This is a genomic window from Flavonifractor sp. HCP28S3_F3, from assembly GCF_052065355.1.
Lineage (GTDB): Bacteria > Bacillota > Clostridia > Oscillospirales > Oscillospiraceae > Flavonifractor.
In genome coordinates this window covers 123,803-143,956 of the sequence record NZ_JBQHUF010000002.1, presented here as the reverse complement: position 1 = coordinate 143,956, position 20,154 = coordinate 123,803, and the positions used below count along the sequence as shown (strand labels likewise).

Here is a 20,154-nt window from a genome sequence, read left to right as displayed (position 1 = left end):
AGGAGTGAGCTTGTGAAGACCCAAAAGATGCAAGACCAAGTGTTCGGCATCATCGTACTGGCAGTGGCGGCGTTTTACACGGTGTGCACCCTGATGATCCCCGTGAAGGAGGGCGCTGACATCATCAACGCCCGCACCATGCCTCTGCTTCTAGCAGCCCTGATGTGGATCCTGGGCATCTGCCAGCTGGTAACCGCCAGAAAGTCCGATACCAAGCCGCTGGAAAAGGCCCAGCGGGACCTGCGGACGGTGTTCAAAACCGCCGTGCTCATTGTGGTTTACATCGCCCTGTTTGAGCCGGTAGGCTTTATCATCACCACCATGGTCTATCTGTTCCTGCAGTTTATCTTCCTGACGCCTGCTGACAAGAAGCCCAACTTCGTACTGTACGGCGTCATCGCGGTGGTGGTCAGCCTGTTCGTATACACCATCTTCCGCTACAGCCTGGACATCATCCTGCCCCAGGGCCTGATCACATTCTTCTAAGGAGGCGAATCTCAATGTTGGAACTGTTTGCACAGGGGTTTGCCAATGTGTTTTCCCCCTTCTGTCTGGTGCTGATGCTGCTTGGTACCATCATCGGCATCATCTTCGGAGCAGTGCCCGGACTGTCCTCCGTGATGGCCATCGCCCTGTTCCTGCCCCTGACCTACGGCATGGATCCCGGCCAGGGTCTGTCCGTGCTGGTAGCCCTGTATATCGGCTCGGTGTCCGGCGGTCTGGTGTCCGCCATCCTGCTGAAGATCCCCGGTACCCCCGCTTCCATCGCCACCTGCTTTGACGGACACCCCATGCTGGCCAAAGGCGAGGGTGCCAAGGCTCTGGGCGCCGGCGTCTTCTACTCCTTCCTGGGCACCATCATCAGCATCGTTGCCCTGATGTTTATTGCCCCCCAGGTCGCCAAAGTGGCCATCAACTTCGGCCCCCACGAGTACTTTGCCATCTCCATTTTCTCCCTGATGCTCATTGCCACCCTGTCCTCCGGCTCCATGATCAAGGGTATCTTCTCCGGTGTGCTTGGCCTGGCCTTCGCCACTGTGGGTATCGCCCCTCTGGATGCGGTGAAGCGGTTCACCTTCGGTACCGTGGCGCTGTCCGACGGCTTTGACGTGCTCACCGTCATGATCGGCCTGTTCGCCGTGTCCGAGGTCATTAAGATCGCTGAGGTAGCCAAGAGCGAAAAGCCCGGCGACGTGGCCCAGGTCAATATGAAGGTCAAGGGCTTCGGCTTCTCTGTCAAGGAATTCATTCAGCAGATTCCCAACGCCATCCGGGCCGCCCTGGTGGGCCTGGGCATCGGCATCCTGCCCGGCATCGGCGCCGGCACCTCCAACCTGGTGGCCTACACCGTCAACAAGAACACCGATAAGAAGCACTCCGACGAATATGGCAAGGGCTACATCGGCGGCATCATCTCCTCCGAGACCGCCAACAACGCCTCCGTGGGCGGCGCCCTGATCCCCCTGATGACTCTGGGTATCCCCGGTGACGGCGTCACCGCCCTGCTGCTGGGCGCCTTCATGGTCCACGGCATCGCCCCCGGCCCTCTGCTGTTCCAGAACTACGGTCCCCTGGTGTACACCATCTTCGTGGCCTGCATCGTAGCCACGGTGCTGATGCTGGTGATCGAGTGGTACGGCATGCGTATTTTTGCCAAGATCCTCAAAGTGCCCCGCCACATCCTGCTCCCCATCGTGTTTGTGCTCTGCGTGGTAGGTGCCTTCGGCCTCTCCAGCCGAGTGTTCGACGTGTGGGCCGTGCTGATCTTCGGCGTCATCGGCTACTTCTTCACCATCTTCAAGGTCCCCCAGGCTCCCTTCGTCATTGGTTTTGTGCTGGGCAGCATGGCTGAGACCAACTTCCGCCGCGGCATGATGATGAGCGACGACAACTTCCTGGACTTCTTCACCAAGCCCATCGCCGCCGCGTTCCTGATCTTCACCCTGGTGTACTTCATCTACGTGGTCGTCAAGGAAATCAAAAAAGCCCAGGCCAGAAAAGCGGCCAGCAGCCAGGCGGTCTGAGCTTCAATAAAGAAATTTATGATGGAAAGGACGCATTGACATGAAAAAGAGACAGCTTTTTGCATCTGTGATGGCCGGTGCCCTCCTGCTGGGCACCCTGACCGGCTGCGGCAACAGCTCCAGCTCCTCCGGCGACAACGCCGAAGAGTGGCCCACCAAAGCGGTCAACGTGGTGGTCACCGCCAGCGCCGGCGGCGACACCGACTTCAACGCCCGCACCTTTGCCACCTATTTTGAAAAGGTCACCGGCCAGCCCATGGTCATTACCAACACCGCCGGCGGCGGCGGCAGCGTGGCCACCTCTGAGGTCAAGGACAGCAAGCCTGACGGCACCAAGATCCTGTTCTGCCACACCGGCCAGATGATCGTCAACGAGGTGGCCGGCCTCATCGACTACAGCATGGACGACTTTGACATTGCCTGCATCCCCGCCGTGGACAAGGGAACCGTTCTGGTGGCCAGCAAGGCTTCCGGCATCACCTCTGTGGAGGACCTGGTGGAGAAGGTCAAGGCGGCTCCCGGTGAGATCACCTACGCCTCCGAGCTTGGCGGCTACTCCCACCTCCAGGGCCTGATCCTGATGGATAAGGCCGGTATTGATCTGAAAATCCTGGATATCGGCTCCGCCTCCGATAAGATCACCAACATGCTGGGCGGACGTGTGGACCTGGCCGCTATCTCTTACGGCGCCGTGAAGGACTACGCTGAGACCGGCGATCTGGTGATCCTGGCCCAGTACAATGAGGAGCGCAACGAGAACCTGGATCCCGACATCCCCACCTTTGTGGAGTGCGGCATCGACTTCGTGATGGAGAAGCCCTACATCATCGCCTTCCCCAAGGGCACCGATCAGGCTATCATTGACAAGATCAACGAGGTAGCCGCCCAGATCGCCGAGGACCCCGAATACCAGAACGCTCTGATCGAAGGCTATAACCAGCCCGCCGAGTACATCGCCCACGATGACGCGCTGGAGCTGCTGTCCCAGACCCGGGAGGAGTATATGGCCTATCAGGACCTGCTCCAGTAATATAGTTCCCTCTCTTTCCCAAATTTCTTTCCTTTGTTTCCCACTTATCCTTTTGTTCTTGCCGGCTATGTGTGCTACCGTCACATAGCCGGCGCTTTTATTTGTCATTTTAGGGGTTGCCTTTAAGGTAAAAATATGATATCCTCAAACGGCAGCCAAAAGGCTAGCAAAATAATAGGAAAAAGGAGGAAAATCAGGTGGACCAATGCGGACGAAGTACCAACGCGGGCTGTGAGAGTGCCTTAACGGGCCGGTCTGGCGCCGCCTGGTTTTCCCTGTAACAAGGGGAACGCCGGGCGGGGCCCGGTCAGTTGTTCCCAGATAGGAGCTCTCCGCCGCGGGGAGCGGCCGGGCATATAGCCCGGGCGCTCTGCCGCGGCGTGCCTGTTTTGGTCACTTCCTCGCTGTATCTCAACAGACAGGAGGAAAGACCCATGAAACAGAATCTGACTTTGGAGGCGCTGCGGGATCTGCTGGAGCGCCGGGACGTGCACGCCCTGCGGGCGGCGCTGGCGGAGGAGCACCCCGCCGATCTGGCGGAGCTGCTGGAGGCGCTGGCAGGCCAGGAGAAGCTGGCAGTTTTTCGCGCCTTGCCCAAGGAGGCGGCGGCGGAGGTGTTCTCCGAGCTTCCGCCGGAGGATCAGAAGGCCCTGATCCAGGCGGCTACCGACCAGGAACTCTCCGCCATTGTGGAAGAGCTGTGGGTGGACGATGCGGTGGACATGCTGGAGGAGCTGCCCGCCGGGGTGGTGAAGCGGGTGCTTCAGGCCGCCCGTCCGGACACCCGGCAGCTTATCAACCAGTTCCTCAACTATCCGGAGAACTCGGTGGGCAGCATTATGACCGCCGAATTCACCGACCTGAAAAAAAGCATGACGGTGGCTCAGGCCATTGACCACATCCGAAAGACCGGAGCGGACTCGGAGAGCATCTACACCTGCTATGTCACCGACGCCGCCCGGCGGCTGGAGGGCGTGGTCACCATCCGGGAGCTGCTGCTGGCCGGCGACGGAGAGCGGGTGGCCGACTTGATGGAGGCCGACGTCATTACCGCCGAGACCGGGGAGGACCGGGAGGAAGCAGTGGCCCGGCTGATGAAATACGACTTTCTCTCCCTGCCGGTAGTGGACAAAGAGGGCCGTCTGGTAGGCATCGTCACGGTGGACGACGGCATGGACGTACTGGAGAAGGAGGCCACTGAGGACTTTGAGAAGATGGCCGCCATGGCCCCCTCGGAAAAGCCCTACCTGAAAACGAGTGTGTTCTCCCTGGCCCGGCACCGCATCGTGTGGCTGCTGGTGCTGATGATCTCCGGCATGATCACCGGCGGCATTCTGGGCCGGTATGAGGCGGCTTTTGCCGCCATGCCGCTGCTGGTCACCTTTATCCCCATGCTCACCGACACCGGCGGAAATGCCGGCAGCCAGTCCAGCACCCTCATCATCCGCGGCATGGCGGTGGGCGAGATCCAGCTGCGGGATTTTGCCCGCGTCTTTTGGAAGGAGCTGCGGGTGAGCCTGCTGGTGGGTGCGGTACTCAGTGCGGTGAACTTTGTCCGTCTTATCCTCACCTACCCCGGCCAGACGGCCACCGCCCTCACTGTGGCCGCCGCCCTGTATGTCACGGTGCTGCTGGCCAAGACTGTAGGCGGCATCCTGCCTATGGCGGCCAAGTTCTTCAAGGCTGACCCGGCTATTATGGCCGCCCCTCTCATCACCACCATTGTGGACGCCATCTCTTTGATCGTATACTTCAATATTGCCAGCGTGCTGCTGCCCATCTGAGCAAAAAACGTCCCTGTCCGCCAGACGGACAGGGACGTCTTTTCATTTCTTACGCTTCTTTGCCCCGGCGCAGGTCGCAGATCACCTTGACGATCTGGATCACCAGGGTGGGCAGGAAGGCCAGGCCCACGATCTCTCCCAGGTTGGCAACCCCGAAGGCGGGAGCCACCATAAACAGGCCCTTGAGGCCGGGGATGAACAGCACCGCCAGCAGCAGTACCACACCGGCAAAGAACGCCATAATGGAGTACTTGTTGGTGGAGAACTTCAGCCGGAAGATAGACTCGCTTCCCCGGCAGTTAAAGCCGTGGAACAGCCGGGCCAGGGTGAGGGTAGCGAACGCCATGGTGGAGGCCATGACGGCGTCGCCGCCCTGGTAGCCCAGGTAGAAGGCGATCATGGTAACGATGGCGATCAGCAGGCCCTGGCCGCCGATGCGGGTGAGCAGAGGCCGGTCCAGAATGGGCTGCTTGGGGTCCCGGGGCTTCTGGTCCAGCAGGCCCTGGCGGGCGGGCTCCATGCCGATGGCAATGGCAGGCATGGAATCGGTGAGCAGGTTAATGAACAGCAGGTGCACCGGCTGGAAGGGCACCGGCAGCGCCAACAGAGAGGCATAAAGCACGCAGAAAATACCAGCTGTATTGCCAGAGAGAAGGAACTGGATGGCGTTTTTGATGTTGGCGTACACGCTGCGGCCGTTGACCACCGCCTTGACGATGGTAGCGAAGTTGTCGTCGGCCAGAATCATGGAGGCGGCGTCCTTGGACACCTCGGTACCGGTGATGCCCATGGCTACGCCGATGTCGGCCTTCTTCAGGGCAGGGGCGTCGTTGACGCCGTCGCCGGTCATGGACACGATGCAGCCCTTGCGCTGCCAGGCGTTGACAATGCGGATCTTATGCTCGGGAGACACCCGGGCGTATACCGAGATCTTCTCCAGCCGCTGATCCAGGTCGGCGTCGGTCATCTGGTCCAGCTCCAGGCCGGACACAGCCTCATCCCCGTCCCGGAAAATGCCCAGCTGTTTGGCGATGGCGGAGGCAGTGACCTTGTGGTCGCCGGTGATCATGATGGTGCGGATGCCGCCCCGCTTGGCGTCGGCCACCGCCTGTACTGCCTCGGGCCGAGGCGGATCGATCATGGAAATAAGGCCGATAAAGGTGAACTCGTTCTCGTCGTCCAGGGTCAGGGGCCGAACGCTGTCTATCTCCTTGTAGGCAAAGGCCAACACTCGCAGGCCCTCCATGGACAGCTCCATATTTACCCGGGCGATCTCCTCTTTCCGCTCGGGAGTGAGCTCCACCTTCCCCTCCCGGGTCAGCAGCCACTTGGACCGATCCAGCAGTACATCGATGGCGCCCTTGGTGAACAGCGTGGGAACCCCATCAATGTCATGGAGGGTGCTCATCAGCTTGCGGTCGGAGTCAAAGGCCAGCTCGCCCAGCCGGGGATGCTGGGCACGATAGGTCTCCTCGTCCACACCGAACTTCTCGCCCAGCATCACCAGAGCCACCTCGGTGGGGTCACCGATAGAGGAGCCAGTCTCCTCGTTGTTGGTGGCGTCGCTGGCCAGCAGGGCGGCCTTGAGCAGCAGCCGCTGCACGTCGTTCACCAGCTCCAGGTCATCTCCCTCCAGCAGGGAGCCGTCGGCGTACACCTTCTGGGGGGTCATCTTGTTCTGGGTCAGGGTGCCCGTCTTATCCGAGCAGATGACGGAGACGGAACCCAGGCTCTCCACCGCCTTCAGGTCCTTCATAATGGCGTTCTGTCTGGCCATCTTCTGGGTACCCATGGCCAGCACAATGGTGACAATGGAAGAGAGCGCCTCGGGAATAGCGGCCACCGCCAGAGCCACGGCGAACATGAGGGAGTCCAGCACCCCCATATGGGTGCGGAACACAGACAGGGCAAACACCACGGCGCAGATGGCCATGATGACCACCGCCAGCTTGGCGGAGAAGTTGTCCAGGCTCTGCTGCAGAGGCGTCTTGCGCTGCTGGGTCTGGTTCATCAGAGCGGCGATCTTGCCCAGCTCGGTGTCCATGCCGGTGCCGGTGACCAGCACCTCCGCACGGCCATAGGTCACCAGGGAGCCGGAGAACACCATGTTCTTCTGGTCGCCCAGGGCCACCTTGCCACCCTCGATGACCTCGTCGGTCTTGTCCACGCCCTCACTCTCACCGGTGAGGGAGCTCTCATTGACTTTTAGGGAGAAGTTTTCCAGGATGCGGCCGTCGGCCACCACCATGTCGCCTGCCTCCAGCAGCACGATGTCGCCGGGCACCACGTCGGCGGAGGGAATCTCCACCCGGACGCCGCCACGCAGCACCTTGGCAGTGGGAGAAGACATGGCTTTCAGGCTCTCCAGGGACTTTTCCGCCTTCAGGTACTGGACGGTACCCAAGATGGCGTTGAGGATGAGCACGGCGAAGATGACGATGGTGCTCTCTACGTTCTCCGACAGTGCGGAGATGAAGGCTGCGACGATGAGGATGATGACCAGCAGATCCTTGAACTGCTCCAGAAAGATCTGAAGTACGCTCTTTTTCTTGCCTTCAGACAGTTTGTTGGGGCCATACTGGTCCAGCCGGGCCCGGGCCTGCTGATCCGTCAGGCCCTTCCGGTCGACCTGCTGGGCCTCCAGCGCTTGGGATGTGGTCTTGCTGTAATACGGTTCTGTCATAAGATCCCTTCCCTTTGTTAATATTCGGCGAGAGGGCAATAAAAAAAGACCTCCCGCCAACCGCCGTCCACGACAACAGTTGCCGAAAAGTCTTGTTACCACATCGGGCGCGTACCGCCAGGTCAGCAGACTGACCGTGATGTTGACGGAACGACTTTCAAACTACTCCCTTTTCAACTGTCGGTATCATATCACATTCCCGCGGCCAAGTCAATTCTTTTCCAGTATTCCCCCGCTTTTCAGCATTATTCCCGGAGCGGTTGACGTGGCGCCCGCCTTCCGTTATACTTTTTTCAGCAGTCCTTTTTGAGAAAGGAGCCGTTCATGAAATCAAAAGTCGTTATCACGCTGTTGAAGACCGCCTGGGTGCTGGAGATGATCATCGCCGCTTTCATTCTGATCGTCACCGTGGTTCAGATGCTGCTGACCGGGAAGGACTCCCTGACATCCCTGCTTGCGGGTCAATTCAATTTGGACCAGTTTTTAGCTGGCGCCATGAACATCATCGTGGGTCTGGAGTTCATGAAAATGCTGGTCCTCCATACGCCCAGAGCCGTCACCGACGTGCTTCTCTTCGCTATCGCCCGGCAGTTGGTGGTAAGCCACGCCTCCCCGGTGGATACCCTGCTGGGGGTCTCCGCCGTAGCGCTGATCTTTGTGATTAAAAAGTTCCTCCACACCAAGGAGGACTCCGCCATTCCCGGCGCCCAGCCACCCCAGCCTCCGGCCTCATAACGCAGAAACCGCGGAAGCCCCCAGCTTCCGCGGTTTTTTTGCCCGTTGTGAAGAATCCGGCCGCTCTCAATCGTATTCTGGGTGAAAGCGCTTTTTATTCCCTTCGGAAAGGATGTGACAGACATGGCTCCCACATTGGACCGGGCGGAGGCCCGGCGGCTGGTGGAGACCTATTCCGACCTGATCCTCCGGCTGAGCTACACCTATCTGGGCAATACCCACGACGCCCAGGATATCTGTCAGGACATTTTTCTCAAGCTGCTGCAACATCCCCAAACTTTTGACAGTCCGGAGCATGAACGGGCCTGGATCATCCGCGCTGCCGTCAACCTGTGCAAGGATCACCTGAAAAGCCGCTGGCGGCGCACTACGGTGGCTCTGGAGGCGGCAGAGATCGTGCCCGCTCCCCAGCCTGAGGAGGGCAGTCTGCTGGCGGCACTGGAGCTGCTGCCTCCCAAATACCGGGCCGTCATCTACCTCTACTATTACGAGGGCTACTCCGCCAGGGAGATCGGCGCCCTGCTGGGAGAAAAACCTGCCACCGTCTTTACCCGGCTGGAGCGGGGACGGCAGAAGCTGCGGACTTATCTGGAACAGGAGGATTTGACATGAACCGTTATCAGGATACGATGGACCGGCTCCGCTTCACCCCGGAGCAAAAGGAAGATATGGTAGACCGACTGATGGCGTCGGAGGTAGCCACTCCCCGCCGGGTCCTGCCCATCCGCCGTCTGGCTGCGGCGGGGGTGGCCGCCGCTCTGGTACTCAGTCTGGGCGCGGCTGGAGCCACCGGTGCTTTGGGAGAGGTAGGAGCGGCTTTCTCCGCTATTTTCGGCTCCTCCGCCCAGACCGAGGTCATCGACAAGATCGGCTACCCCGTTGGGGCCTCCGACACCGACCATGGCATTACCGTCACCGCCGACGCCATCGTGGGGGACACTTACAGCTATGCGGTGGTGTACACCATCCAGCGGGAGGACGGAACGGCTCTGGTAAGTGATGACGTTCTGGCCCGGGCCGCAAATCCGGAGACCGAGGCCCTGCCGCTGGCCTTCCAGTCCCATGACACCACGCCCCGGGGCTACAAGGGCGGCAGCCACGCCAGAACCTGGTTCTTTGACGCTGATCCCGCCGACAACGCCATCCAGTTCGTGGAGCTTCGCACCCAGGACACCCCGATCCAACCCGGGGAGCTCACTGTCCAGCTCCGGGATCTGGAGCTTTACAACGAGGACTATACTGCCTGTACCACCCTGGCAGAGGGGAGTTGGACGCTGAAGTTCCAGTTGGACTTTGAGGATTCCTCCCGGGTCCTGCCCTGCGGGCAGACCTTCCGGCTGGACGGGGCGGAGGCCGAACTCAACACCATCACCCTCTCCCCCCTGTCCATCCAGGTGGATTACACGGTCCATGGGGCGGGAGATCCCAGCCTGGACTGGATCGAGCCGCTCTCCCTGTCCCTCACCTACACCGATGGCACCACTCTGGATCTGTCCCATGCCGGCGGCTCCAGCGCCTACGGTGAAGACGGCGTAAACTGCCAAAAAAGCATGATTTTTGACCAGATTCTCTCCTTGGATGAGGTGGCTTCCATCACCGTGGGGGATGTGGTCATCCCCGTCACCCAATAAGCAAAAACCGGGCCCGCCGGTTTGCGGGCCCGGTTTTCTTATCTCTGATACTCGAATTCCAGGTTGTAGAGGGAGACGATGTCCCCGTCCTTGATGCCCATTTCCTCCAACCGGTCGAACAGGCCGGACTGGCGGAGCATCTTGTCGAACCAGTTGCGGGACTCGTAGTCCCCGAAGTTGACGTTGGCCATGAGCCGCTGGAGCCAGGGACCCTCCACGATCCAGGTGTCCTCCTCGTGGATAATATTGAGGGGCTCGGAGGTATCCACCTCCGGGGGACGCTCCACATAGGTGGGCTCGTACACCGTGATGGGAGGCAGGTGCTCCAGTTCCCGGGCGGCGGCGAACATCAGCTCCCGGGTGCCCAGCTGGGAAGCGGCGGATATCTCATAGAAGGGCATGCCCAGGGCCTCCACATGGGCCTTCAGGGCTTCCAGACCGGAGCGGTCGGCGGCAATATCCACCTTGTTGCCCGCCACAATCATGGGCCGGTCCTCCAGGCCGGAGCCGTACTGCTTCAGCTCCTCCTGAATTGCCTCAAAATCGGCCACCGGGTCCCGGCCCTCAGAGCCGGACACGTCCACCACATGGATGAGCAGGCGGCAGCGGTCGATGTGCCGCAAAAAGTCGTGGCCCAGGCCGGCGCCGTCGGCGGCGCCCTCGATGATGCCGGGGATGTCGGCCAGAACGAAGGACACCCCTTCTTCCACATACACCACGCCCAGGTTGGGGAACAGGGTGGTGAAGTGGTAGTTGGCGATCTTGGGCCGGGCTTTGGAGACCACCGAGAGCAGGGTGGACTTGCCCACGTTGGGGAAGCCCACCAGACCCACGTCGGCCAGCAGCTTCAGCTCCAGAATGACCTGCCGCTCCTGACCGGGCAGCCCCGCCTTGGCAAACCGGGGCACCTGCCGGGTGGGGGTGGCAAAATGCTTGTTGCCCCAGCCGCCGTTGCCGCCCTTGGCCAGCACGAAGCGGTCGGTCTCCGACATGTCGCAGATGATCTCATTGGTGTCGGCATCCCGCACTACGGTGCCCCGAGGCACCTTGATGACCAGATCCTCTCCGTCCTTGCCGGAGCAGCGCTTGCCCTGACCGTCCATGCCGTTACCCGCCACATACTTGCGCTTGTAGCGGAAGTCCATCAGGGTGGACATATGGGGGTTGATCTCCAGGATCACGCTGCCGCCCCGGCCGCCGTCGCCGCCGTCGGGGCCGCCGGCGGCCACGTACTTCTCCCGATGGAAAGCCACCGCGCCGTTGCCGCCGTTGCCCGCCTTCACAGTGATGCGGGCGGTATCTACAAAGGGTGCTGCCATAGTTCCTCCTTGCTCTCAAAGAAAAAGCCCCGGAACGGGATTCCGTCCGGGGCTTAGTTTACCCATATTGCAGGCAATTACTGCGCGATCTCCACAATGGAAACCTGCTTGCGGTCCTTGCCCAGGCGCTCGAACTTGACCTTGCCGCTCTTCATAGCGAACAGAGTGTCGTCGCTGCCCTTACCCACGTTGACGCCGGGATGGATATGGGTGCCCCGCTGGCGGACCAGGATGTTACCGGCCAGAACGAACTGACCGTCGCCCCGCTTCACGCCCAGACGCTTGGCCTCGGAATCACGGCCGTTACGAGTGGAGCCAACGCCCTTCTTGTGGGCGAAGAACTGAATACCGATGTTCAGCATGGTGTCACACCTCCAAACTTGTGTGTTGATGAAACGCTGTGCGGGGAGGTCAGTCCTCCTCCAGCACCAGCACATAGTCGGGATATTCCTCGTGCAGACTGGTCATGTGGACCATGAGAGCGGTCAGAAGAGTCTGACAGGTGCTCTCAGCGGTCTGGCCAAGCCCGCCGGGGAGACGCAGGGAAATGGACGCGTCCCGCTCCTTTACCTTTACCGAGGCTTCCAGCCCCAGCACGTCGTTGACGGCGCATTCCACCAGTCGAACGGCGCTGGTAACGGCGGCGCAGACGATGTCGCTCCCCGCTTCGGCATAGCCGCTGTGGCCCTTCACAGTGAAGCCCACGATGCGGCTGCCCTCCATGTGAAAGGAGACGGTAGTCATCTTACATGGAGATGGCGCCGATGGTCACCTTGGTGTAGGGCTGACGATGGCCCTGACGCTTCCGGTAGCCCTTCTTCGGCTTATACTTGAAGACCAGGATCTTCTTGCCCTTGCCGTTCTTCACCACGGAGGCGTCAACCTTGGCGCCCTCCACCACGGGAGTGCCCACGGTGATCTTGTCCCCGTCGATGACAGCCAGAACCTTGTCGAAGGTCACGGTGTCGCCGGCCTCGTTGGGCAGCTTCTCGATGAACAGAGTGTCGCCCTCCGCCACCTTGTACTGCTTGCCGCCGGTCTCGATGATCGCATGCATGTAGTTTCAACTCCTTCATTACGGGCTCGCTGTCGGGGGCGGAAGCGCGCAGGCCGTGAGCAGGGGAGCTAAGGAAGTGCGCAGACGAAAAAACAGGTTGGCCGGAGGCCAACGGCATTTTTCGCGGAGCACATACTTAGCGACCCGGCCGCGAGCGTGCCGGAGCGTGACATCACGCCGTGCTTCACTTGATACCCATTCAAAGCGGCTCTAATAGTATATCCGCAGAATTTCGGAAAGTCAAGGGTTTTTCTATCTTTTTTCACTCAATCGGCCAAAATACCAGCCGGTGACGCCGTTTTTCTTCACCAGCGCCCGGTCAGGCAGCTGGCGGACCACCGATACCGTGTCGCCCGGGGCGATTTCCAGACAATAATCCGTGGAATCCTCACACCGGGTAACCCCATCCTGGTCATGATAGAGGTACTCGTTGAGCACCTCCAGCTCCCGACCGGTCTCCAGGTGGCGGCAGCGGGAGAGCCGTTCTCCACGCTCCAGCACTTCCAGCACGTTGCGGCCCCAGCGCACATTTACCGAATCTACTGACGGGGCCTGGCCATCCAGGGCCACGGCCGTAGGCAGGCCGTCGTAGGCGTACCAGTGAAATGCTCCGCCGGGTGTCTGAGGCAGCTCCAGTACATTGAGCTGACCGTCCCACTTCAGGGAGCACCCGCCGTCGATGCTGGCGATATGCCGGTCCGGCAGCAGCAGGGGCGCGGCGGAGGGCACATGGGGGTGATAGAGGGTCACCGGCCAGTGGCCCACGATGCACCAGCGTCGGAAAGAGTGGCCCTGGGAGAGAAAATCGTCGTTTTTCATGCACCGCCAGGCATCCAGTCCCTCCAGCTGTTCCTCGTCGGCCACGCCGCCGTGGACGAAGAGATAGTCCGGGGTAATCATGATCTCCGGCATGGCCGCCAGAAAAGCCAGCTCAGGGGCAAAGTGCTCCCGAATGACCCGGCGCAGGGCGGGTAGGTCCTCCGGGCCTCTGGGATCCAACCCCGCCGCCCGGCCCATCTGAATGAGCAGGCACCGCTCTCCCCAGACTTTCAAATAGTGGTCGTAAAAGGGGTCCTCCACTGCACCCGGCTCCTCCACGAACTCCCGCACCAGATTGTCGCAGTTGCCGTTGAGGCAGAACACCGTATTCTGTTGGGCCAGCTCCATCACCGCCCGCAGCATGGTAAGGCTGTCCGGACCCTTCTCCACCAGGTCACCCACCAGCACCAGCACGTCGTCCGGGGTGTAATGGGCCGCTTTCAGCGCGCCCTGAAAAAAGGGCAGGTTGCCGTGGGCATCGCTGATGGCCAGCACCCGCCGCCCGGCGGGCAGCTGTGTACGCACCACCCTGACTTTTCTCGCCATGGTCTCCACCTCGCTTTTATCCCATATCATACCACAGGCGGCACAAAAAAGGAACGGTTCCATGGAACCGTTCCTTTTGCTTTTTCCCTTACCGCCGGGCGGCCAGGGAGACCCAGCCCTTCTGCTCCCGCCGGCGGAAGACATGCAGGCCGTTTTTCTCCAGGGCGGCGGCCACCTCGTCGGCCCGGGTGTCGATAATGCCCGAGCAGAGGAACACCGCCCCCTCATCCATAAACTCTCCCGCTCTGGCGGACAGGGGGATGATAACATCCGCCACGATGTTGGCCAGTACCAGGGCGTACTTCTCCTTGGCCAGGTCGGCCACCAGGCCCTCGTCGTCCAGCACATTGCCCGCCAACACCCGATACCGGTCTTTGCCGATGCCGTTGAGGGCCGCGTTCTCATAGGCCACGTCCACCGCCTTGGGGTCGATATCCACCGCCGCGGCGTGGGAGGCGCCCAGAGCCAGGGAGGCGATGGACAAAATGCCGCTGCCGCAGCCCAGGTCCAGCACCGGCTTACCGGGGACAGTGTACTCCTCCAGGCCCATCAGGCACAGCTGGGTGGAAGAGTGGCTGCCGGTACCGAAGGTGAGACCGGGATTGAGGTACAGGGGGGTCTTTCCCTCCGGCACCGGGTCCTCCCGCATCCACTCGGGCACGATATACAGCTTTTCCCCTACCGCCATGGGCTTGTAATACTTCTGCCAGGAGTGGGCCCAGTCGTTGTCCCCCAGGGAGGCCAGGGTATAGGGGGTATCGATGCCCGCCGTCCACTCCTCCAGCTGCTTTTTCCCGTGGGCGTCGTCGGTGACGTAGAACTTCACCCGGCACACGCCGCGCATCTGCTCCAGCAGCTCCTCGTCCACGTAGTCCCAGTACTGCCGGTTGTTCTCCAGGAAGGACTTAAAGTCCTCTTCATCCTCGATGGCAAACCCAGTAACACCGTTGCCGGTGAGCTTGGCACACAGATCGTCCAGCTCAGCCTGGGTGGTGTCCAGGGTCACCTCCAGCCACTTCACATCTTCCATCAGCGCTTGCTCCCCATAAAGAACAGGGCCACGGTGCCCGGGCCGGAGTGGGCGCCGATGACGGGGCCCACGTAGTTGATGACTACTTCCTTGACGCCGAAACGGGCCTTCACGTCCTCGGCCACCTTCTGGGCATCCTCCAGGCAGTCGCCGTGGCTGATGAACACCACCTGATTGCCGGGATCGATGGCGGTCTCCGCCATGTGGTCCACCAGGGCCTTCAGGGAAGCTCCGCGGCCCCGGGCGGTACCCACCTTGATGAGGTGGCCTTCATCGTCCACGTGCATCACCGGCTTGATGGACAGCATGGTGCCCAGCACGGCGGTAGCGGGAGAGATGCGGCCGCCCCGCTTCAGGAAGTGGAGATCACTGACGGTAAACCAGTGGCACAGGTGGAGCTTGTTTTCCTCCACCCAGTCCCGCACCTCGTCCATGCTCTTGCCGTCCTGCTTCATCCGGGCTGCGTACCACACCAGCAGCCCCTGGCCCAGGGAGGCACACAGGGTGTCCACCACATACACCTTCCGGTCGGGGAACTGCTCCATCAGCTCCTCCGCCGCGATCTGGGCGGAGCGGCAGGTGGCGGACAGGCCGGAGGAGAAGGCCAGTACCAGCACATCCTTCCCGGCCTCCAGATAGGGGGTCAGCGCGTCGGTATAGTCGCCCACGTTCACCGCCGAGGTGGTGGCCATGGCGCCCTCCCGCAGGCTGCGGTAAAAGTCGCCCGGGTCGATCTCATGGTTGTCCGGCCAGTTCCGATAGGTCTTATCCTCCATGATGAAGGACAGAGGAAGCACCTGGACATCCAGCTCCCGCACCATCTCGTCAGTCAGATCCGCCGAGGAATCTGTCAACAAAACGTAATCATTCATTCCTATATTTCCTCCCGTAATCTCTCAGCCGTCCGTTCCCGGCTGCTTTTTGCTTTTTTTACCTTTTTCCTCCTGGGGCCGCCGGGCACGGATCAACTCCAGCAGCCGCTGACAGGCCAGCCGGTCGGCATAGCTGCGCAGGGCCAGAGACAGCGCCAGGGGCGCCAGGTCCTCTTCCCCGTCGCTGGCGTCCAGGGTGCCGGCCGTCACGTCCAGGGCGCGGTCCAGCTCCTCCAGAAAGCGGGCATACAACGCCTGGGGCTCCTGTCCTGCCCCCGCCGCCTCCAGCAGCAGGCCGGCGTCCTTCACCGACAGCACCTGCTTGAGGGCGCACAGAGCGGTAAGGTAGGCCAGATGGGTGCGGGAATACCGCTTCCCCTCCGCCCGGGGCATGGCTCCGTCCTTGATATAGTTGTTCACCATGGCGGAGGTCAGAGTCTCCCCCTCTCCATAGTGGATCAGCTGCCGGGGCATATAGCTGATGAGCTGGTCCATATACAGGCCAATATCCGGGAAATCCTCCCAGGCCACCGGGCGCTCTCCCTCCAGGCGCTCCTTCAGTTCACGGATCTCTTCCAAAAGAGGCCCTCCTTTCTGGTTTTGAAAACCATATCATAAAATATCGGCCCAATTATACCACATTGTTTTTGGGGAAGTAAAGACCATCAGGGCATGAAAACAGCCCTTTATGGTCACATAACATAATTATGTGACCATAAAGGGCTGAGAGGGTCAAAATGAAGTTACAGCATCTCGTAGATGCCGGCAGCACCCATGCCGCCGCCGATGCACATGGTGACCATGCCATACTTGCCGCCATTGCGCTGGAGGTAGCTCATCATCTTGCAGGTGAGCATGGCGCCGGTAGCGCCCAGGGGGTGACCCAGAGCCATGGCGCCGCCCCAGGGGTTGACCTTGGCGGGGTCCATGCCGGTGGTGCGGATGACGGCCAGAGCCTGGGAGGCAAAGGCCTCGTTGAGCTCAATGACGTCCATCTGGTCGATGGTCATGCCGGTCTTCTTCAGAACCTTGGGCACTGCCTCAATGGGGCCGACACCCATGACCTCGGCGGGCACACCGCCGGTAGCAAAGGCCACGAAACGGGCCAGGGGCTTTACACCCAGCTCTTTGGCCTTCTCCTCAGACATAAGGACCACAAAGCCGGCACCGTCGGTGCGCTGAGAGGAAGTGGCGGCGGTGACCAGGCCGTCCTCCAGGAAGCAGGGCTTCAGCTGGGACAGGCTCTCCACGTTGCAGCCGGGGCGGATACCCTCGTCCTTGGTGACTACCACATCCTGGCCGTCGGGGCCGGGGACGGTAATGGGAATGATCTGGTCGTCAAAGCAGCCCTCGGCCTGAGCCTTGGCGGCACGGCGGTGACTCTCGGCGGCCATGGCATCCATATCCGCCCGGGAGACATTCCACCGGCGGGCCACGTTCTCGGCGGTGATACCCATGGTGACATACACCTCGGGACGGTGCTCCATCAGCCAGGGATCGGCGTCCTCCACGCCCACCAGCATGGGCACCATAGACATGGACTCCACGCCGCCGGCGATCATCACGTCCTCCTCACCACAGCGGATGGCGTTGGCGGCGGTGGCAATGGTCTGCAAGCCGGAGGAGCAGAAGCGATTCACGGTCTGGGCGGTAACGGTGTCGGGCAGGCCGGCCCGCTGGACGATGAGCCGGGCCATGTTGGCGCCCTGGACGCCGAAGGGCATGGCACAGCCCACGATCACGTCGCCGATGTCCTCAGCCTTCAGCTGAGGCACCTTGTTCAGCACACCCAGGAGGGCCTGGGCGCCGTACTCAACGGGATGGACATTGGCGAAGGAGCCCTTGTTGGCTTTGCAGTAAGGGGTGCGGCCATAGGCCACCACAACGGCTTCTCTCAGTTTTTTCTCAGACATACGCTCCATTCCTTTCCGGTTCTCTGTGTTTATGCGATCTATCAAATAAATAAGGTAAGATTTTTTATTTCAGCTGGTACTGCTCCATTTTCTCATACAGCACCGTGCGGGAGATATCCAGCAGCTCGGCTGCCTTCACCCGGTTGCCGCCGGCGGCGGCCAGGGCGTCCCGGATGAGCTCCCGTTCAAAGGCCCGGCGGGCGGGCCGCAGCCGGAAGTCTCCCGGCCCCGCCACCTGACGGCGTTTTCTGGCCTGCATCCGCTGCTCCAGCTGGCGGAAATCCTTCCGCCGCAGCACGTGGGAATCGGCGGCGTTCATGGCACTCTCCACCGCGTTTTGCAGCTCCCGGACGTTGCCCGGCCAGTCGTATTCCATCAGCAGCTCCATCGCCCCGGGGGCGATTCCCTCGATGACCATGCCAAGCTGATAATTCAGACGGTGGATGAAGTTGTCCACCAGCAGGGGCAGGTCCTCCTTCCGCTCCCGGAGGGTGGGGGCCTGGATCCGGATCACGTTAAGGCGATAATACAGGTCGCTGCGGAACTGTCCGGCCTCCACCAGGGTCTCCAGGGGGATATTGGAGGCGGCGATGACCCGCACATCGATGGGAATGCTCTTGTCCCCGCCTACGGGATCGATCTCCATCTCCTGAAGCACCCGGAGGAACTTGGGCTGCATGGTGGTGGTGAGCAAATTCACCTCGTCCAGGAAAATAGAACCTCCGTTGGCCAGCTGGAAGCGGCCCATCTTGCCTTTCTTGGAGGCGCCGGTAAAGGCTCCGGCGGCATAGCCGAAAAATTCCGACTCCATCAGCTCCGCCGGAATGGCCGAGCAGTTGACCCGGACAAAGTTGGCGGCCTGCCGGGCGCTCATGGCGTGGATGGAGTGGGCGATCAGCTCCTTGCCGCTGCCTGTCTCTCCCTCGATCAGGACGGTGGAGGTAGACCGTGCGGCCTGGAGGATCTGCTCCTTCAGGCGCACGATTGCCGCGCTCTTGCCGATGATATTGTCCAAACCGTATCGGGCTCCCCGCTCCCGGGAGAGCTCCTGCCGGTAATACTCCACCGCGCTGGACAGTTCCCCAATCCGCCGGGTCAGGCTCTGGGCATCCTCCATGCCGTGGACAATGACGTACAGAAACACGCCGCACAGCTGGCCTTTTTCATCAAAACGGGGAAAGTAGCTGGTGAAGGCAGGCACACCCTCGGCCTTAACCGCCTTGGCAAAGACCGGCTTGCCTGTTTTATACACTTCTGGGGCATGGGTATCGGGCACCATCTCCCATACCTTCCGGCCAATAGCCTCTTCGGCAGTGTGGCCGGTATAACGCTCCCAACCGGGGCTGACATAGGTGTAGTTGCCGTCTTTATCCAGTACCGCCATAGCGGCCAGGCCCTCGATAAACTCCAGCATGGTCTGTGGATCAATGTAATTTTCCAAATGGGAACACCTCTTATTGCCTGCCTATTCCACGAAACCAGTCTCAGGCTTTATTACGATAGCAATACCCGCCCTCTTTTTCAATAGTGATTCTAACCGAAATTAAACCTTTTCTTTTATATAAAACTAAGAATTTCATATTTTTTACGTTTTTTAAAACAAAAAATGACATTTCCCGTATTTTCACTTGCCTCGTTTTGTCATCTTTTCCTTACATGTACGCTTTTCCTTACTCTTCCCATCTTTCCTTGCAGCACAATGGTTTTTAGCCATGATCCCGCTATATTGGCATATGTCTGTCACCTTTTCCTTACACTCTTTTGACCAGCCCGTTTTTTCCACCCGGCGCCAGCCTGCTGTGTCCCAAGGGTTTGCCGCAATTTGACGTTCTTTCCCAAGGTTGGCACACCGCTTGCTTTATACGTTCGGCGCAACGTCCATTGTTATGGCATTGAGAAAAGGAGTGTGTTTTACCATGAAAATCATCGACCTGTCCATTCCCATCGAAGACGGACTGCCCAGCGATCCTCCGATCCAGATCCCCAAGATCCAGTACTGCAACCACAAGGACACCGCCGAGCAGATGGCCGGCTTCTTCAAGGGCTGCACCGTGGATGATCTGCCCGAGGGCAACGGCTGGGGCATTGAGTTCCTGCAGGTCTGCACCCATTCCGGCACCCACGTGGACGCTCCCTATCACTACTACCCCACTATGAACGGCGGCGAGCGCGCCTGGACCATCGACGAGGTGCCCCTGGACTGGTTCGTGGGCGACGGCGTGGTGATGGACTTCCACGATAAGCCCGACGGATACAAGATCACCGCCAAGGACGTGGAGGAATATTTTGAGAAGATCGGCTATACCCTGAAGGAAGGCGACATCGTGCTGCTGCGCACTGACGCCGATGACCGCTGGGGCAAGCCCGAGTATCTGGTGGCCGGCGCCGGCATGAGCTATGAGGCCACCATGTGGCTGCTGGAGCGCGGCGTGCGCGTGGTTGGCACCGACGGCTGGAGCTGGGATGTGCCCCTGCCTTTCGAGGGTACCGAGTTCGAGAAGAACCACGACGCCTCCATCATCTGGGAAGCTCACCGCGTGGGCCGGGACAAGGCCTACTGCCACATCGAGAAGCTGACCAACCTGGACCAGCTGCCCGTCACCGGTTTTAAGGTCAACTGCTTCCCCGTGAGCATCAAGGCCGCCTCCGCCGGCTGGGCCCGTGTAGTGGCTTTCGTCGAGTAATTTTCTACTTAAGACATTGTGTGAACG

General features: G+C 60.6%; 19 protein-coding genes. 8 read left to right on the top strand and 11 right to left on the bottom strand.

Annotated elements, in window-relative coordinates; genetic code table 11:
- Window positions 1-12: 12 nt before the first annotated feature.
- The 4 genes from ACTNB1_RS03265 to mgtE all read left to right on the top strand — a co-directional run bounded on the left by ACTNB1_RS03265 (window position 13) and on the right by mgtE (window position 4,838).
- Window positions 13-486 (top strand): tripartite tricarboxylate transporter TctB family protein, encoded by a 474-nt coding sequence (locus ACTNB1_RS03265; RefSeq protein WP_441167848.1) that lies wholly within the window; start codon window positions 13-15, stop codon window positions 484-486.
- 14 nt (window positions 487-500) lie between these two features.
- On the top strand, window positions 501-2,024 hold the full coding sequence (locus ACTNB1_RS03260; RefSeq protein ID WP_441167847.1) for a tripartite tricarboxylate transporter permease: 1,524 nt from the start codon (window positions 501-503) through the stop codon (window positions 2,022-2,024).
- 40 nt (window positions 2,025-2,064) lie between these two features.
- On the top strand, window positions 2,065-3,054 hold the full coding sequence (locus ACTNB1_RS03255; protein WP_441167846.1) for a tripartite tricarboxylate transporter substrate binding protein: 990 nt from the start codon (window positions 2,065-2,067) through the stop codon (window positions 3,052-3,054).
- 434 nt (window positions 3,055-3,488) lie between these two features.
- Window positions 3,489-4,838: a magnesium transporter gene (mgtE, locus tag ACTNB1_RS03250; RefSeq protein WP_441167845.1), complete on the top strand. Its 1,350-nt coding sequence runs from the start codon at window positions 3,489-3,491 to the stop codon at window positions 4,836-4,838.
- A 49-nt stretch (window positions 4,839-4,887) separates the two neighbouring features.
- On the opposite strand, the gene ACTNB1_RS03245 is transcribed toward mgtE, so the two are convergent.
- The gene (locus ACTNB1_RS03245) at window positions 4,888-7,521 is read right to left on the bottom strand and encodes a cation-translocating P-type ATPase (RefSeq protein WP_441167844.1); all 2,634 of its coding nucleotides are present in this window, start codon (window positions 7,519-7,521) and stop codon (window positions 4,888-4,890) included.
- A gap of 324 nt (window positions 7,522-7,845) precedes the next feature.
- Between ACTNB1_RS03245 and ACTNB1_RS03240 the strand changes: the two genes are divergently transcribed.
- The 3 genes from ACTNB1_RS03240 (at window position 7,846) to ACTNB1_RS03230 (ending at window position 9,887) form a co-directional block, all read left to right on the top strand.
- On the top strand, window positions 7,846-8,256 hold the full coding sequence (locus ACTNB1_RS03240) for a hypothetical protein (RefSeq protein WP_441167843.1): 411 nt from the start codon (window positions 7,846-7,848) through the stop codon (window positions 8,254-8,256).
- A gap of 123 nt (window positions 8,257-8,379) precedes the next feature.
- A complete protein-coding gene (locus ACTNB1_RS03235; RefSeq protein WP_441167842.1) occupies window positions 8,380-8,868 on the top strand; it encodes an RNA polymerase sigma factor in 489 nt (162 codons plus the stop codon).
- The gene (locus ACTNB1_RS03230; protein ID WP_441167841.1) at window positions 8,865-9,887 is read left to right on the top strand and encodes a DUF4179 domain-containing protein; all 1,023 of its coding nucleotides are present in this window, start codon (window positions 8,865-8,867) and stop codon (window positions 9,885-9,887) included. The genes ACTNB1_RS03235 and ACTNB1_RS03230 overlap by 4 nt, the downstream gene beginning before the upstream one ends.
- A 38-nt stretch (window positions 9,888-9,925) precedes the next feature.
- Here the strand turns inward: ACTNB1_RS03230 and obgE are convergent, their stop codons facing one another.
- From obgE to ACTNB1_RS03180, 10 genes are all read right to left on the bottom strand, one after another.
- On the bottom strand, window positions 9,926-11,206 hold the full coding sequence (obgE, locus tag ACTNB1_RS03225) for a GTPase ObgE (RefSeq protein WP_441167840.1): 1,281 nt from the start codon (window positions 11,204-11,206) through the stop codon (window positions 9,926-9,928).
- 77 nt (window positions 11,207-11,283) lie between these two features.
- On the bottom strand, window positions 11,284-11,568 hold the full coding sequence (gene rpmA / locus ACTNB1_RS03220; RefSeq protein WP_130870097.1) for a 50S ribosomal protein L27: 285 nt from the start codon (window positions 11,566-11,568) through the stop codon (window positions 11,284-11,286).
- Window positions 11,569-11,617: 49 nt separating this feature from the next.
- The gene (locus tag ACTNB1_RS03215) at window positions 11,618-11,950 is read right to left on the bottom strand and encodes a ribosomal-processing cysteine protease Prp (RefSeq protein ID WP_087343864.1); all 333 of its coding nucleotides are present in this window, start codon (window positions 11,948-11,950) and stop codon (window positions 11,618-11,620) included.
- 1 nt (window position 11,951) lies between these two features.
- Window positions 11,952-12,263, bottom strand: coding sequence for a 50S ribosomal protein L21 (rplU, locus tag ACTNB1_RS03210; protein ID WP_130870096.1), 312 nt, complete (start codon window positions 12,261-12,263; stop codon window positions 11,952-11,954).
- Between the two features lie 252 nt (window positions 12,264-12,515).
- Window positions 12,516-13,628 (bottom strand): metallophosphoesterase, encoded by a 1,113-nt coding sequence (locus ACTNB1_RS03205; RefSeq protein ID WP_441167839.1) that lies wholly within the window; start codon window positions 13,626-13,628, stop codon window positions 12,516-12,518.
- A gap of 88 nt (window positions 13,629-13,716) precedes the next feature.
- Entirely contained in the window at window positions 13,717-14,658 is a 942-nt protein-coding gene (prmA, locus tag ACTNB1_RS03200; protein ID WP_441167838.1) for a 50S ribosomal protein L11 methyltransferase, read from the bottom strand.
- Window positions 14,658-15,530, bottom strand: a complete 873-nt coding sequence (locus ACTNB1_RS03195) for a DegV family protein (RefSeq protein WP_441167837.1) — start codon at window positions 15,528-15,530, stop codon at window positions 14,658-14,660. Before ACTNB1_RS03195 ends, prmA begins: the two co-directional genes overlap by 1 nt.
- Window positions 15,531-15,554: 24 nt before the next feature.
- Complete coding sequence (locus ACTNB1_RS03190) at window positions 15,555-16,109, bottom strand: DUF1836 domain-containing protein (protein WP_441167836.1); 555 nt, start codon at window positions 16,107-16,109, stop codon at window positions 15,555-15,557.
- Window positions 16,110-16,273: 164 nt separating this feature from the next.
- On the bottom strand, window positions 16,274-17,443 hold the full coding sequence (locus ACTNB1_RS03185; protein WP_441167835.1) for a thiolase family protein: 1,170 nt from the start codon (window positions 17,441-17,443) through the stop codon (window positions 16,274-16,276).
- Between the two features lie 64 nt (window positions 17,444-17,507).
- Window positions 17,508-18,884, bottom strand: a complete 1,377-nt coding sequence (locus ACTNB1_RS03180; protein WP_441167834.1) for a sigma-54 interaction domain-containing protein — start codon at window positions 18,882-18,884, stop codon at window positions 17,508-17,510.
- A gap of 475 nt (window positions 18,885-19,359) precedes the next feature.
- Here ACTNB1_RS03180 and ACTNB1_RS03175 point away from each other — a divergent pair, with 475 nt between their 5' ends.
- A complete protein-coding gene (locus ACTNB1_RS03175) occupies window positions 19,360-20,127 on the top strand; it encodes a cyclase family protein (RefSeq protein WP_441167833.1) in 768 nt (255 codons plus the stop codon).
- Window positions 20,128-20,154: the final 27 nt, after the last annotated feature.

Excerpts from the sequence above, each read along its gene's own strand:
- ACTNB1_RS03215 (WP_087343864.1), bottom strand. The coding sequence starts at position 11,950 with ATGACTACCGTCTCCTTTCACATGGAGGGCAGCCGCATCGTGGGCTTC.
- ACTNB1_RS03175 (WP_441167833.1), top strand. The coding sequence starts at position 19,360 with ATGAAAATCATCGACCTGTCCATTCCCATCGAAGACGGACTGCCCAGC.
- ACTNB1_RS03195 (WP_441167837.1), bottom strand. The coding sequence starts at position 15,530 with ATGAATGATTACGTTTTGTTGACAGATTCCTCGGCGGATCTGACTGAC.
- rplU (WP_130870096.1), bottom strand. The coding sequence starts at position 12,263 with ATGCATGCGATCATCGAGACCGGCGGCAAGCAGTACAAGGTGGCGGAG.
- ACTNB1_RS03260 (WP_441167847.1), top strand. The coding sequence starts at position 501 with ATGTTGGAACTGTTTGCACAGGGGTTTGCCAATGTGTTTTCCCCCTTC.
- obgE (WP_441167840.1), bottom strand. The coding sequence starts at position 11,206 with ATGGCAGCACCCTTTGTAGATACCGCCCGCATCACTGTGAAGGCGGGC.
- ACTNB1_RS03255 (WP_441167846.1), top strand. The coding sequence starts at position 2,065 with ATGAAAAAGAGACAGCTTTTTGCATCTGTGATGGCCGGTGCCCTCCTG.
- ACTNB1_RS03245 (WP_441167844.1), bottom strand. The coding sequence starts at position 7,521 with ATGACAGAACCGTATTACAGCAAGACCACATCCCAAGCGCTGGAGGCC.
- mgtE (WP_441167845.1), top strand. The coding sequence starts at position 3,489 with ATGAAACAGAATCTGACTTTGGAGGCGCTGCGGGATCTGCTGGAGCGC.
- ACTNB1_RS03230 (WP_441167841.1), top strand. The coding sequence starts at position 8,865 with ATGAACCGTTATCAGGATACGATGGACCGGCTCCGCTTCACCCCGGAG.
- prmA (WP_441167838.1), bottom strand. The coding sequence starts at position 14,658 with ATGGAAGATGTGAAGTGGCTGGAGGTGACCCTGGACACCACCCAGGCT.
- ACTNB1_RS03185 (WP_441167835.1), bottom strand. The coding sequence starts at position 17,443 with ATGTCTGAGAAAAAACTGAGAGAAGCCGTTGTGGTGGCCTATGGCCGC.
- ACTNB1_RS03240 (WP_441167843.1), top strand. The coding sequence starts at position 7,846 with ATGAAATCAAAAGTCGTTATCACGCTGTTGAAGACCGCCTGGGTGCTG.
- ACTNB1_RS03235 (WP_441167842.1), top strand. The coding sequence starts at position 8,380 with ATGGCTCCCACATTGGACCGGGCGGAGGCCCGGCGGCTGGTGGAGACC.
- rpmA (WP_130870097.1), bottom strand. The coding sequence starts at position 11,568 with ATGCTGAACATCGGTATTCAGTTCTTCGCCCACAAGAAGGGCGTTGGC.
- ACTNB1_RS03205 (WP_441167839.1), bottom strand. The coding sequence starts at position 13,628 with ATGGCGAGAAAAGTCAGGGTGGTGCGTACACAGCTGCCCGCCGGGCGG.